This is a genomic window from Bradyrhizobium sp. UFLA05-112 (assembly GCF_053572325.1).
The window spans coordinates 83,919-96,355 of the sequence record NZ_JBANBK010000027.1 but is presented as its reverse complement, the minus strand read 5'-3'; the positions used below and the strand labels follow the sequence as shown (position 1 = coordinate 96,355).

At 63.1% G+C, this 12,437-nt stretch carries 12 protein-coding genes; 3 read left to right on the top strand and 9 right to left on the bottom strand.

The window, feature by feature from the left end:
- Window positions 1-284 (top strand): hypothetical protein (locus SO180_RS17995; RefSeq protein WP_449380170.1); only part of this gene is annotated, 284 nt, incomplete at its 5' end.
- Here the strand turns inward: SO180_RS17995 and SO180_RS17990 are convergent.
- The 5 genes from SO180_RS17990 to SO180_RS17970 all read right to left on the bottom strand — a co-directional run bounded on the left by SO180_RS17990 (window position 281) and on the right by SO180_RS17970 (window position 5,680).
- Window positions 281-1,798, bottom strand: a complete 1,518-nt coding sequence (locus SO180_RS17990) for a tripartite tricarboxylate transporter permease (RefSeq protein ID WP_449380169.1) — start codon at window positions 1,796-1,798, stop codon at window positions 281-283. The two genes, SO180_RS17995 and SO180_RS17990, sit on opposite strands and share 4 nt — an antisense overlap.
- A 10-nt stretch (window positions 1,799-1,808) precedes the next feature.
- Window positions 1,809-2,351, bottom strand: a complete 543-nt coding sequence (locus SO180_RS17985) for a tripartite tricarboxylate transporter TctB family protein (RefSeq protein WP_449380168.1) — start codon at window positions 2,349-2,351, stop codon at window positions 1,809-1,811.
- 170 nt (window positions 2,352-2,521) lie between these two features.
- The gene (locus SO180_RS17980) at window positions 2,522-3,508 is read right to left on the bottom strand and encodes a tripartite tricarboxylate transporter substrate binding protein (RefSeq protein ID WP_449380167.1); all 987 of its coding nucleotides are present in this window, start codon (window positions 3,506-3,508) and stop codon (window positions 2,522-2,524) included.
- Between the two features lie 139 nt (window positions 3,509-3,647).
- Window positions 3,648-4,445, bottom strand: coding sequence for an enoyl-CoA hydratase/isomerase family protein (locus tag SO180_RS17975; RefSeq protein ID WP_449380166.1), 798 nt, complete (start codon window positions 4,443-4,445; stop codon window positions 3,648-3,650).
- A gap of 35 nt (window positions 4,446-4,480) precedes the next feature.
- Window positions 4,481-5,680: a pyridoxal-phosphate-dependent aminotransferase family protein gene (locus SO180_RS17970; RefSeq protein ID WP_449380165.1), complete on the bottom strand. Its 1,200-nt coding sequence runs from the start codon at window positions 5,678-5,680 to the stop codon at window positions 4,481-4,483.
- A gap of 180 nt (window positions 5,681-5,860) precedes the next feature.
- Here SO180_RS17970 and SO180_RS17965 point away from each other — a divergent pair, with 180 nt between their 5' ends.
- Window positions 5,861-8,869, top strand: a complete 3,009-nt coding sequence (locus SO180_RS17965) for an FAD-binding and (Fe-S)-binding domain-containing protein (RefSeq protein WP_449380164.1) — start codon at window positions 5,861-5,863, stop codon at window positions 8,867-8,869.
- Window positions 8,862-9,290, top strand: coding sequence for a GlcG/HbpS family heme-binding protein (locus SO180_RS17960; protein ID WP_449380163.1), 429 nt, complete (start codon window positions 8,862-8,864; stop codon window positions 9,288-9,290). The genes SO180_RS17965 and SO180_RS17960 overlap by 8 nt, the downstream gene beginning before the upstream one ends.
- A gap of 42 nt (window positions 9,291-9,332) precedes the next feature.
- On the opposite strand, the gene SO180_RS17955 is transcribed toward SO180_RS17960, so the two are convergent.
- The 4 genes from SO180_RS17955 to trbF are packed head-to-tail and all read right to left on the bottom strand — an operon-like array spanning window position 9,333 to window position 12,424.
- A complete protein-coding gene (locus tag SO180_RS17955) occupies window positions 9,333-9,575 on the bottom strand; it encodes a DUF2274 domain-containing protein (RefSeq protein WP_449380162.1) in 243 nt (80 codons plus the stop codon).
- A 4-nt stretch (window positions 9,576-9,579) separates the two neighbouring features.
- A complete protein-coding gene (locus SO180_RS17950; RefSeq protein ID WP_449380161.1) occupies window positions 9,580-10,776 on the bottom strand; it encodes a TraB/TrbI/VirB10 family type IV secretion system protein in 1,197 nt (398 codons plus the stop codon).
- On the bottom strand, window positions 10,773-11,747 hold the full coding sequence (gene trbG, locus SO180_RS17945; RefSeq protein WP_449380160.1) for a P-type conjugative transfer protein TrbG: 975 nt from the start codon (window positions 11,745-11,747) through the stop codon (window positions 10,773-10,775). Before trbG ends, SO180_RS17950 begins: the two co-directional genes overlap by 4 nt.
- On the bottom strand, window positions 11,744-12,424 hold the full coding sequence (trbF, locus tag SO180_RS17940; protein WP_449380159.1) for a conjugal transfer protein TrbF: 681 nt from the start codon (window positions 12,422-12,424) through the stop codon (window positions 11,744-11,746). Before trbF ends, trbG begins: the two co-directional genes overlap by 4 nt.
- Window positions 12,425-12,437: the final 13 nt, after the last annotated feature.

Here is a 12,437-nt window from a genome sequence, read left to right as displayed (position 1 = left end):
GTACGCCGCAAATCGTGTCTCGCTGGTTCCCTTTCCTCGGCGACCCATCTCAGATCCTCGATCTCGCGTTGAATCTCCTTCAATATGCGATTCTCACCCAGCTTGGTCCGTGGATTTCTGACTCAGTAAGACTAAAGCGCGATGAGATTAGGATGAATCATCATCGCGCTTTGGGTTGTTGTCTGAGCATGATCTCCGCGCAAACGCGTTCCGCGTTTGCCGCGGGGGAAAACCGCGTCGCACTTTGCGCTAACGCGGCCCTACGGGTCCGGATCATGCTTTAGCCCGAGGCAGGGCTCGGCCGCGGCGCCCGCCGGATGCGGCTGAACAGGGAATCGATCAGCGGCCAGAACAGCAGTAAGATCGCCAGCGTCGTAATCGAGCCAACCAGCCCATTCGACCAGAACACCCTGAGGTCGCCACTTGAGCCGATCATCGACAGGCGGAAGGCGTCCTCGGCGCGGTTGCCGAGCACGAGCGCCAGCGTAAAGGGCGCCAAGGGAATGCTGATCTTCTTGAAGACGTAGCCGACGACGCCGAAGCCCAGCATCAGCCAGATGTCGAACATCGCGTTCTGGATGGCGTAGGCGCCGATTGCGCAGGACACCACGATCATCGGCGCGACCGCGGCGAAGGGCACACGCAAGATCGATGCAAAGATCGGCACAGTGGTCAGCACCAGCACGAGGCCGACGACATTACCGAGATACATCGAGGCGATCAGCCCCCAGACGAAATCCTTGTGCTCGACGAACAGAAGCGGGCCCGGATTGAGGCCCCACACCATCAACCCGCCGAGCAGGATGGCCGCCGTTCCCGAACCGGGAATTCCGAGCGCGAGCATCGGCAGCAGCGCCGAGGTGCCGGAGGCGTGCGCGGCCGTTTCCGGCGCGAACACGCCCTCGATGCGGCCCTTGCCAAAGCTTTGAGGGTCTTTAGCGAAGCGCTTGGCGAGATTGTAGCCCATGAAGGAAGCTGCAATCGCGCCGCCGGGCGTGATGCCGAGCCAGCAGCCGATGAAGGAGGAGCGTAGCAGCGTCACCCAGTATTTCGGCAGGTCCTTCCATACGCTCAACACGACACGCAGCGAGATGCTTGCGGCGTGTCCCCGCAGCGCCAGCCGCTCCTCCATCGTCAGAAGGATCTCGCTAATGCCGAACAGGCCGATGACGGCGACGAGGAAGTTGATGCCGCGGAGCAGTTCGGCGGAGCCGAACGTCATGCGCAACTGGCCCGACACGGTGTCCATGCCGATGCCGGCGAGCAAAAGGCCGAGCGACATCGAGATGACGGTCTTGTGCTTGGCCTCGCGGCCGAGACCGACGAACGAGCAGAATGTCAGGAGGTACACCGCGAAGAACTCGGGTGGGCCGAATTTGAGCGCGAAGGACGAGATCAGCGGTGCAAGGAAGGTGATCAGCAGCACCGCGACCAGCGAGCCGATGAAGGAGGAGGTGAACGCCGCCGTGAGCGCCTCCGCCGCCCTGCCCTGCTGCGCCATCGGGTAGCCGTCGAAGGTGGTCGCCACCGACCACGCTTCGCCGGGAATGTTGAACAGGATCGAGGTGATGGCACCGCCGAAAAGCGCGCCCCAATAGATGCAGGACAACATCACAATGGCCGAGGTCGGATCCATCGTGAAGGTCAGCGGCAACAGGATGGCGACGCCGTTGGGGCCGCCGAGCCCTGGCAGCACGCCGACGAAGATGCCGAGCACGAGCCCGACCATCATCAGGACCAGCGTCTTCCAGCTCAGCAGGACGGCAAAGCCGTGGACGAGGAGACCGAACGCTTCCATTGTTGGCGCCCTAAAAACCGAAGGCCGCTTCGAGCGGTCCCTTCGGCATGATGACGTCGAAGGCGATGTCGAAGGTGACGAACATGATTGCCGTGAACACAAGAGCGGTGAGCAGCGACTTCCACAGCGCAATCTTGCCGATCAGCCGCATGAAGCCCGAGATCAGGAGAAAGCTCGCGACATAGAGCCCAAGGAACTGCGTCACAAGGCAGAACAGAAGCGTCGGCACGAACACCGCGATTACGCGGCCCGCCTGCGCGCGGGTGACGAAAGGCTCGCTCCCCGCGCGCCGCGCGAGCAGCGCCGCGACGAGGCCATAGAGACTTCCGCCGGCGAGGATGACGCACAGATAGAACGGGAAGTAACCGGGCTCGGGTCCGGTCGCATCCCAGGAGATGCCGGTGCGCCAGTTGTCGTAGCCGAGCGTGATCGCGAGTGCGAGCAGAAGCAGCGAGACGACGATCTCGATCGTTCGCGAACTGACGACGCTCGGCGAGTCATCTTCAGGCGCGGTCGGATCGTCGACAACGATTTCAAGATCGGTTTGAGGCATGGCTCCGCCAGATCAAATTGCGCTGTCATCATCCGCGAAAGCGGATGATCCAGTACTCCGTACAGAAGCCGTATTCGTTGAGCTCTGTGCAACACTGGATGCCCCGCCGGAGCCTGTCATCGGGCTCGCCGAAGGCGAGACCCGGTGGCGAGGCATGACATCGAAGGTGGTCACTTCGCAACGAAACCCGCTTCCGTCATCAGCGACTTGTTCAGCGCGTCGTCCTCCTCGAGAAACTGCACCATGTCCTTGCCGGTGAGGAAGATCGGCTTGAGCGCCTGCTTCTCCATGTAATCCCTATATTCCGGGGTCTGCGTCACCTTCTGGAACAGGTCGACGTAGAAGGCCTGCTGCTCTGCCGTGACCTTGCCGGGCAAGAACATCGCGCGCAGCATCAGGTACTGAATGTCCAGCCCCTCCTCCTTGCAGGTCGGGATGTCGTGCCAGGACTGCGTCTCCGTCACCTTGGTGGTGTAGGAGATGCGCTCCTTGTCGAATACGCAGAGCGCCCGCACCTGACCTGCGCGCCAAACTTCGAGATTCTCGCTTGGGTTGTTGACGTTGGATTCGGTGTGGTTGCCGACGAGCTGGGTCGCGGCCTCGCCACCCGATTTGTAGGGCAGATAGGAGAATTTCGCGCCGGTCTTCTGCTCGAGGAAGACGGTCAGCACGTGATCCTCGCGCTTGGAGCCGGTGCCGCCCATCTTGAACGGGGAGCTTGCGGCCTTCGCGGCCTCGATGAACTCCTTCACCGATTTCGGCCCCGCCGCGTTGTCCCACAGCACAAACTGATCGAGCGCGATCACCGAGACTGGCGTCAGCTCGCGCCAGTTGAACGGAATCTTCGCCGACAGCGGCAGCATGTAGATCAGCGAGTAGGCGATCAGGACCTTGTTCGGATCGCCCTCGCTGGACTTCATGTACATCAGGGCTTCGGCGCCGGAGGCACCGCCCTTGAGCGACACCACCATCGGCTGCTTCATCAGATTGTTCTTCTGGATCGCGGCTTGCATCATGCGCGCCATCTGGTCGGAGGCACCGCCCGCACCGGCTGCGACCACGATCTCGACCGGCTTGGTCGGCTCCCAGCCGGCGAAGGCCGGCGCACTCAACAACAGGGCCGCCGCAGCTCCGACGGCCTTCACTGGAATTCGCACGAGTCTCGTCCCCTGGTTCTTATTGGCTTTGTAATGCCGGGAATTATCGGCGTATTGTGCGGAGGAATGCTGACGAGTTCAAGCAGGCGGGCATTCGGCCGCATATGACTTTCGGCTGATGAAGGCGCGCGGGAGCGCCCTACTTGCCCTTCCAGTTCGGCGTGCGCTTGTTGAGGAAGGCATCCATGCCTTCGCGAAAATCTTCGCTCATATAGGCCTTGAGGATCAGATCCTCGCCTTCTTCACGCGAGAGCGTGCGGCGGATACGGCGCACCGCCTCCTTGGTGGCTTCCAGCGTGAGCGGCGCGTGGCTCGCGACGAGCTTGGCGGTCTCGTCGGCGCGGCGCTGAAGCGTCTCGACGTCGGGCACGACCTCGTTGAGCAGGCCGAGCGCCAGGGCCTCGGGCGCCTCGACGAGACGCGCCTTGAAGATCAGGTCCTTGGTGCGGGCAGGTCCCACCAGCGAGACGACGCGGCTGATGTTCGACATCGACAGGCAGTTGCCGAGTGTGCGCGCGATCGGAAAGCCGATGCGGGTGGATTCGGTGCCGATGCGGATATCGCAGCACGCGGCAATGCCGGCACCGCCACCGGTGCAGGCCCCCGCGATCGCCGCGATGACGGGGACGCGGCACTGCTCCAGCGTGCCGAGCACGCGATCGATCCGCGCCTCGTAGTCCAGCGCATCCTGCGCGGTCTTGAAGGCACGGAACTGCGAGATGTCAGTACCCGAGGCGAACGCCTTGTCGCCGGCGCCGGTCAGGATCAGCGCCTTGATCGAACGATCGGCGTTGATGGCCTGGCAGATCTCCGCCATGCGCTCGTACATGGCGAAGGTCAGCGCGTTGCGCGCCTGCGGTCGGTTGAAGGTGATGCGCGCGATGCCGTCCGTGACGGAGTAGAGCAGGTCTTCACTGGCTGTCACGGGTGCGTTCATCGCGCGCTCTCTTTCTTCAGTTCACTCAGGTTAGTTCAGGCGACTTGAGCCTTGGTCATCGGCACCACGTCGCGCCCCTTGAGGACGTCCATGGCCGCCAGCACGCCGCCGCTCCGATGCGGGACCTGCGCAAGATCCAGGCCCATCTCAACGCCGGACAGCGTGCCCATCAGCATCAGATCGTTGAAATGGCCGATATGGCCGATGCGGAACACCCTGCCCTTCACCTTGTTCAGGCCGGTGCCGAGCGACATGTCAAAGTTCTCGAGCACCACTTTGCGGAAATTGTCGGCGTCATGGCCCTCGGGCATGCGCACGCCCGTGAGCGCCGGCGAATGCGCGTTGGGATCGGCGCACTGCGTCTCCAGGCCCCAGACCTTGATCGCTGCGCGCGTCGCGGCGCTATGGCGCTTGTGGCGGGTCCAGACGTTCTCGAGCCCCTCCTCCTCCAGCATCTTGACGGCCTCGCGCAGGCCGAAGAGCAGGTTGGTCGCGGGCGTATAGGGGAAGGTGCCGGCCTTGTTGAAGGCGATCACCTCCTGCCAGTCCCAATAGGAACGCATGCCGGGATTGCTTTTCGCTACGGCCAGCGCCTTTTCGGAGACCGCGTTGAAGCCAAGGCCCGGTGGCAGCATCAGGCCCTTCTGGGAGCCGGCAACCGAGACGTCGATGCCCCAGGCATCGTGCTCATATTCCATCGAGCCGAGGCCCGAGATGGTATCGACCATCAGCAGCGCCGGATGCTTCACGCGGTCGAGGATCTTGCGCACCTCCGCGGGCGGCGTCACGCAGCCGGTCGAGGTCTCGTTGTGCACGACGCAGACCGCCTTGATCTTGTGCTGCTTGTCGGCGGACAGGCGCTGTTCGATCTCGGCCAGATCGGCGCCATGGCGCCAGTCGCTCGGGATGAAATCGACGTCGAGCTTGAACTTGTCGGCGATGCCACGCCACAACACGGCGAACTGGCCGGTCTCGCACATCAAGACCTTGTCGCCGGGCGAGAGCACATTGACCATCGCCGCTTCCCAGGCCCCGGTTCCGGAGGAGGGATAGATGATCACGGGCTGCTTGGTGCGGAAAACCCGCTGCATCGCGGCCAGGACGGCAAAACCGATCTCGGCGAACTCCGGACCGCGGTGGTCCAGCGTCGGCATGTCCATGGCCCGCAGCACCCGGTCGGGCACGTTGGTCGGTCCTGGAATCTGGAGAAAATGCCTTCCAGTATGCACGGTCATAGGCGTCCTTCCCGGTCTTGAGAGTCTTCCGAGGGGTCTCGGCGAGCCGCTCGAATATCACTATTCGCCGGGCTTGTCCCCCGCCTGAGGAGGCCCGTCAATGCGCAAGAAGCAGGGCTCGCCTTGCCAAGCCGGCAGAGCCTAGGCAAGACGTCACCGGCGAAAGAGCGAGAGCGGATCATGGCGGCTGACGTGGCCGAAAAATCGAGAAAATCGGCGCAAAACGGCGGCCTGGCTGCGCGCCTGGCCCGTGAAACCACGGGTGAGGTCCTATTCGATACCTTCAGCCGCGGCCGCTACGCGACGGATGCCTCTTTCTATCAGATCATGCCCCTCGGCGTGGTTGTGCCGCGCAGCATGGACGAGGCGCTGCGGGCGCTGGCCGTTGCCCGCGACGAGGGCCTGAAGGTCACCCCGCGCGGCGGCGGCACATCGCAATGCGGCCAGACCGTCAATGACGGCCTTGTCATCGATGTCTCAAAACACCTGAACCGGATCCTCTCGCTGAATGTCGAGAACCGGACTTGCGTGGTCGAGCCCGGCATCGTGCTCGACGATCTCAACCGCCAGCTCAAAAAGCACGGCCTGTGGTTCCCGGTCGACGTCTCCACGGCGTCACGCGCCACCATTGGCGGCATGGCCGGCAACAATTCCTGCGGCGGGCGCTCGCTGCGCTACGGCACCATGCGCGACAACACGCTGTCGATGGAAGCAACCCTTGCCGACGGCACGATGGCTGGCTTCGGCGAGGTCCCGCGCGATCTCAGCAATGTGAATGCCGGCGACAGTGCGCTGGCGCTATTCCGCGACATGCTCACGCTCGGCGCGCGCGAGGCCGACGAGATCGCGGACAGGTTTCCGAAGGTGCAGCGCCGCGTCGGTGGCTACAATCTCGATGCGCTCACTCCGCGTAATGCGCCCAACAACATGGCGCATCTTTTGGTCGGTTCCGAAGGCACCCTCGCCTTCACCACGAAGGTCGAGCTGAAGCTGTGGCCCGTCATCCACAACAAGGCGCTCGGCGTCTGCCATTTCGGCAGCTTCTACGAGGCGATGGATGCGGCCCAGCACCTCGTCAAGCTCAAGCCGATCGCGGTCGAGCTCGTCGACCGCACCATGATCGCGCTGGGCCGCGACATTGCGATGTTTCGCCCCATCATCGGCGCCGCCATCAAGGGCGATCCGGATGCGGTGCTGGTGGTGGAATTCGCCGAAGAGGATCAGGCGGACAATCTCGCACGCCTGAAGCAGCTCGCCGAGCTGATGGGCGATCTCGGCTTCGGCTGGAATAACGACAAGCGCAAATGGGGCGGCGTGGTTGATATCACCGAGCCCGCCTTGCAAAGCGGCATCGCCGATTTCCGCGCTGCCGGCCTCAACGTCATGATGTCGATGAAGCAGGAGGGCAAGCCGGTCTCCTTTGTCGAGGACTGCGCCGTGCCGCTGCCGCACCTCGCCAACTATACCGCGCGGCTGAACGAGGTGTTCGCCAGGCACGGCACCAGCGGCACGATGTACGCGCACGCCTCCGAAGGCTGCCTTCATGTGCGCCCGGTGCTGAACCTGAAGCTGGAGAAGGACGTGAAGGCGATGCGCGCCATCGCCGAAGAGGCCTTCGCGATGGTGCGCGAGTACAAGGGCTCGCATTCCGGCGAGCACGGCGACGGCATCGTGCGCTCGGAGTTTCACGAAACGATGTTCGGAGAGCGTCTCGTTGCGGATTTCAAGGAGGTGAAACAGCGGTTCGATCCCGATGGCGTCCTCAATCCCGGCAAGATCGTCGACGCGCCGAAGATGGACGACCGCTCGTTGTTCCGCTACCGGCCGGACTATCGCGTCACTGATTTGAAGACGAAGCTCGACTGGTCCGCTTATCCCGGCGCCGCCGGCGGCTTCCAGGGCGCGGTCGAGATGTGCAACAACAACGGCGCCTGCCGGAAGCTCGAGGGCGGCGTGATGTGCCCGTCCTACCGCGCAACGCGCAACGAGAAGGACGTCACCCGTGGCCGCGCCAACACGCTGCGGCTCGCGATCTCCAGACAGCTCGGCCCCGATGCGCTGTCCTCCGACGAGATGATGGAGACGTTGAAACTCTGTGTCTCCTGCAAGGCCTGCCGCCATGAATGCCCGACCGGCGTCGACATGGCGAAGATGAAGATCGAGGTGCTCGCCGCGCGCGTTGCCTCTCGCGGTCTGACGCTGCGCGACCGACTGGTTGGCTATCTGCCCCGTTATGCCAACCTCGCCTCGCGTTTCGCCCTGCTCACGAACCTGCGCAACCGCAGCGCGCTTCTGCGAAAGCTGTTCGAACGCTTTGCCGGCATCAGCGCGCGCCGCGCGCTGCCTGCCTTCCGCAGCGATGTGTTTGCACCGCCTGCGGAAGCGGTTGGACCTGTGGATGGCCGCGAGGTCGTGCTGTTCGCCGACACGTTCAATCGGATCTATGAGCGGGAAAACCTCGACGCGGCGCTGCGGGTGCTTGTCGCAGGCGGCTATCGCGTGCATCTGACAAAGCTCGTCAGCGGCACCCGGCCGCTGTGCTGCGGCCGCACGTTCCTGTCCGCGGGCCTCGTCGAGGAAGCGAAGGCCGAGCTCGACCGTCTCGTTGCGAGTTTTACCCCGTTTGCCGCGCGGGGCGTGCCGATCATCGGGCTCGAGCCGAGCTGCCTCCTGACGCTGCGCGACGAGCTGTTGTCGCTGCGCAAGGACGACGACGCCAAGGCTGTCAGCACCCACGCCCTCACCTTCGAGGAGTTTCTGGTGCGCGAGGCGGAAGCCGGTCGTCTGCAACTGCCGCTCGGCACGATCGCCGAGAAGGCGCTCTTGCATGGCCATTGCCACCAAAAATCCTTTGGCGCCTTCAAGCCGGTCGAGCAGGTGCTGCGCCTCGTTCCCGGCCTAAAGGTTGAGACCATCGAGTCGAGCTGCTGTGGCATGGCCGGCGCCTTTGGCTATGGCGCGGACACATACGATGCCTCGATCGAGATGGCCGAGCTGTCGCTGCTGCCGGCCGTGCGGCGCGCGGACCAAGCAACGCTGGTGGTCGCCGACGGCACCTCATGCCGGCACCAGATCCACGACGGCAGTGCGCGCGACGCCCTGCATGTCGCGCGCGTGCTCGCCATGAGCCTCGATGGCGCCAACGCAAATCCAACGACCTCATCACACAAGGACACTCCACATGGCTGAACTCACCCTCGACACCGCCCGCAAGATTCTCGATGCCGCCGTCGCGAAGGCCGCGGAGCTGAAGCTGAAGCCGCTTGTCATCACGATCCTGGATGCGCGCGGCGTCCTCAAGCTCGCGGCTGCGCAGGACGGCACCAGCCTGATGCGCGCCGAGATCGCCCACGGCAAGGCCTATGGCGCACTCGCAATGGGCATGGGATCGCGCGCCCTGTACCAGCGCGCCCAGGAGCAGGCCTATTTCATCGACGCAGTGAACACCATCGCCAAGGGCGCGCTGGTCCCGGTCCCCGGCGGCGTGCTGATCCACGACGGAGGCACCTTGCTCGGTGCGGTCGGCGTCTCCGGCGACACCTCGGACAACGACGAAGCCTGCGCGGTCGCCGGCATCGAAGCGGCCCGACTGAAGGCGAATGCGGGATAACGCGCGTCAACCCAGGCTGACAGACCGTAGATCGAGCGAGCGTTATCCCTCACGTTGCTTGGCAAGCTGATTAGTGCGACGAAGCCTTGCAAAAGCCCGGTCTGTCGCCATGAAACGCGTCAGCATTGGAGCGATCAGCTTCGCTGGATCGCTGATCGATTGTCCGCTTTCTCGGCTCAACGCCTCAGCGTAGGCGACAAGGTCCCGATGAACACTTGCCGGCAGCTCATGCGTAACCTTGACAGACCTGTTTTCAACGAGAGCGCCGATTTTGAGTTTCGCCATGCTACTATCCCCTATACGGTTCAAGCACGAGGTCCCGGTTGACGATAACCCTCACCGGAAATCCCGGCCGGATCGTCAGCGTCGGTTGGATGTTAAGATTGCGCCGAACAAGCTGTTGACCGGCCTGGTTGACGGAGTCTCCTGCCCCGCGCCGCAATGCCTGGATGAGTGCGCTGTTAGTATAGTTGTTGACGTCGCTTCCCGAATTCACTTCGGTCCCAACCGCTAGCAGGGTTGAGAGCGCAGCCGCGCCCAACAATTCCTTCCAGTGATTGTCGACTTGATCCTCAAGGCCAGAATACCCCGCAGCGTCGGCTCCCGGCTGCCGTTCCAGCACAATCGACCGGCCGTTCGGCATGATCAACCTAGTCCAGACCAGAAGGAGGCGCGACTGCCCAAATGCGATCTGGCTATCGTAAGTACCTATTAGCCGTGCCCCCTGCGGAATGAGCCGAGTTCGCCCGGTAGGACTATCATATACCGCTTCGGTCACCTGCGCCGTGATTTGACCAGGGAGATCGGAGCGAATCCCCGTCAGCAGCGCACCAGGAATGACTGTCCCTGCTTGGACGACAAAAGGCGATGCGGGTTTGACCAGACGATCAGGGCTCGTGGTGCGTCGATCGATCGCCGCATTCACGAAGGTAAGCTTTCGGTCCTGGCCATTCTGTGCGAACGCTTCGTCGGACGATGTCGTCCCACTCGCAGGAGCATCATTCGACGCTGTTGTTGCGGAAAACGGCCGGACATTCGTGGGGGCGAACAGCTTGCTCGTGCGCGCCGCTTCACTTTCTTGATTCACGCGCTGTTGCTCGGCATCAACCGCCAATGGACCAGTCTGCGCCTGCGCGGCAACGATCGGTCGACCCAAATCGCCGGGCAAAGGCGGTCCGAGCGGCGGCACCTTCGGGATGCCGGTGTAGTCCTTCGGCAGGCCGGCAAGCTGGTCAGCGACATTATGATGATCGGTCGAATACAGCTCCTCCGAAGCGGGAGCGTGCTTCTTGCTGGATTGCAGCGCCAAAAACATGGCTCCCGAGATCGCGACGAGGAGTAGTGCGGAGCCTGCGATCAACACCCTACGCGAGAGCCGCGTTACGCGTGGCCGCTCTGGGTGCAACTGGAACGCTTTCGAAGCGTCGTCCTGCGCCTGCGACGGAACATTATTCTGGTTCGTAGGACCGCCACTTGTGCCGCTCATAATGGCCTCCCATCGCCTCTGACGATCCGCACCTTCTGCTGGTTCTCACCTCCTAGCCTCAATTCAGCGGCTGCGAACAGCCGATCGACAATCAGCAGGCTTCCGAAAGCACGATAATTGACAAGCTCGGTCTTCCCGTCCTGCGCGATGACGAAAAGGGGTGGCATCTCACCCTGCCCGATGCCTGGTGCGAACTCGATGTAAACCTTGCGTCCGTCGTCGTAGGCGTTGATCGGACGCCAGGGCGGGTTGTCGCCCTCGATGGCGTAGCGATAGCGGCGCTGGGTTGGGTCGGGGATGAGTGGCGTCGACGGCACGCCCCGGCCACGCGTGCGATCTTCGGGATAGAACCAGGTCACAGAAGGCATGTACGGCTTTTCTCGGGCGCGCAGCTCAAGCAGATAGGTGCGCCGATCGGTGTTGACGACGAGATTGGTCGAGACTTCCGGCCGAGTCGGCTTGACCATGATGTGGACGCGCCGGGTATCCCCGCTACCACTTTCGGTGTCGCCGACGACCCATCGCACGGTATCGCCGGCAGCGACAGGTCCCGAACCGATCAATTGTTCGCCCGGCTCGAGCGCTATGTCGGTAATCTGTCCGGGTGCGGCATAGATCTGGTAGAGGGCGCCCGGGCTATAGGGAAACACCTGCACTGCGTTGAAATACGCCGCCTTGCGGGGCTGAACACGAGCCGCGTCGTTGGCGCTCTCGATCCTTTCGATCGGCTCCTTGGCTTCTTTCTGCTTGCCGCCATGTGCCGGGGTCCAGGAGGGCGGCACGTGTAGCGGTCGCGGCCGGTCGTCGCTCACCGCCGGCGGATCGGGGAGCGGCGGGAGATCGCTGTCGTAGCTGATCTGCGGAGGTTTGAAGGTGGTGCATCCGCCGAGCGCCGCGACCGAAATCAAAAGGGCCGACGCCAAGCTCCGTGGCAATTTTCCCGAGGTATGAGAAATGGAGGGCATGCTCATCCGAGCTCCTTCGACCAGTTGATGGCGTTGACATAGATGCCGAGTGGATTCTTACGCAGGCGATCGACGTCGCGAGGCGGCTCCAAGACGATCGTGAGAATTGCGCTCCACCGCTCCGTAGCGGCCATCTGGCCATTCTCGTAACGTCGTTCGATCCAGGCTAAACGGAAGCTATCGGGTGAGGCCCTGATGACGCTGGAAACCTCGACGGCCACCTGGCTCTTCCCGACCTTGGCGAAGGGGTCGTTGTTGCGCGCGTAGTCATTGAGGGCTGCAGCGCCGCGGTCCGTCGTGAAGTCGTAGGCGCGGAGCCAATCTTCGCGCAGCACGATCGCGTCCATGGGAAGGCCGCGAACATGTTCGATAAACCGAGATAGATGAAAGGCGATCTGGGGATCGCTGGGTTGGAAGGAAGCATCTGCGGGTGCGACGGCTCTCACTTCGCCGAGATGATCCACTTCGACCACCCAGGGGGTGATGGTGCCCCGTGCTGATTCCCAAGCAAGCGCAGTGGCGAAGCCGGCGGATAGGAACAGAGAGCCGAATGCCATCAGACGCCAGTTTCTAGCCTGGACTCGTGCCGAGCCGATGCGGTCATCCCAGACCTGAGCTGCGCGTTGATAGGGGGTGACCGGAGCAGGCGTGCGGCCATAGTGGACGGCTGATCGTTTGAACATACTTTACCTCAGG

What these genes read in the sequence shown, in the direction of transcription:
- SO180_RS17990 (WP_449380169.1), bottom strand. Translation starts at nt 1,798, where the DNA reads ATGGAAGCGTTCGGTCTCCTCGTCCACGGCTTTGCCGTCCTGCTGAGC.
- SO180_RS17985 (WP_449380168.1), bottom strand. Translation starts at nt 2,351, where the DNA reads ATGCCTCAAACCGATCTTGAAATCGTTGTCGACGATCCGACCGCGCCT.
- SO180_RS17975 (WP_449380166.1), bottom strand. Translation starts at nt 4,445, where the DNA reads ATGAACGCACCCGTGACAGCCAGTGAAGACCTGCTCTACTCCGTCACG.
- SO180_RS17970 (WP_449380165.1), bottom strand. Translation starts at nt 5,680, where the DNA reads ATGACCGTGCATACTGGAAGGCATTTTCTCCAGATTCCAGGACCGACC.
- SO180_RS17965 (WP_449380164.1), top strand. Translation starts at nt 5,861, where the DNA reads ATGGCGGCTGACGTGGCCGAAAAATCGAGAAAATCGGCGCAAAACGGC.
- SO180_RS17960 (WP_449380163.1), top strand. Translation starts at nt 8,862, where the DNA reads ATGGCTGAACTCACCCTCGACACCGCCCGCAAGATTCTCGATGCCGCC.
- SO180_RS17955 (WP_449380162.1), bottom strand. Translation starts at nt 9,575, where the DNA reads ATGGCGAAACTCAAAATCGGCGCTCTCGTTGAAAACAGGTCTGTCAAG.
- SO180_RS17950 (WP_449380161.1), bottom strand. Translation starts at nt 10,776, where the DNA reads ATGAGCGGCACAAGTGGCGGTCCTACGAACCAGAATAATGTTCCGTCG.
- trbG (WP_449380160.1), bottom strand. Translation starts at nt 11,747, where the DNA reads ATGAGCATGCCCTCCATTTCTCATACCTCGGGAAAATTGCCACGGAGC.
- trbF (WP_449380159.1), bottom strand. Translation starts at nt 12,424, where the DNA reads ATGTTCAAACGATCAGCCGTCCACTATGGCCGCACGCCTGCTCCGGTC.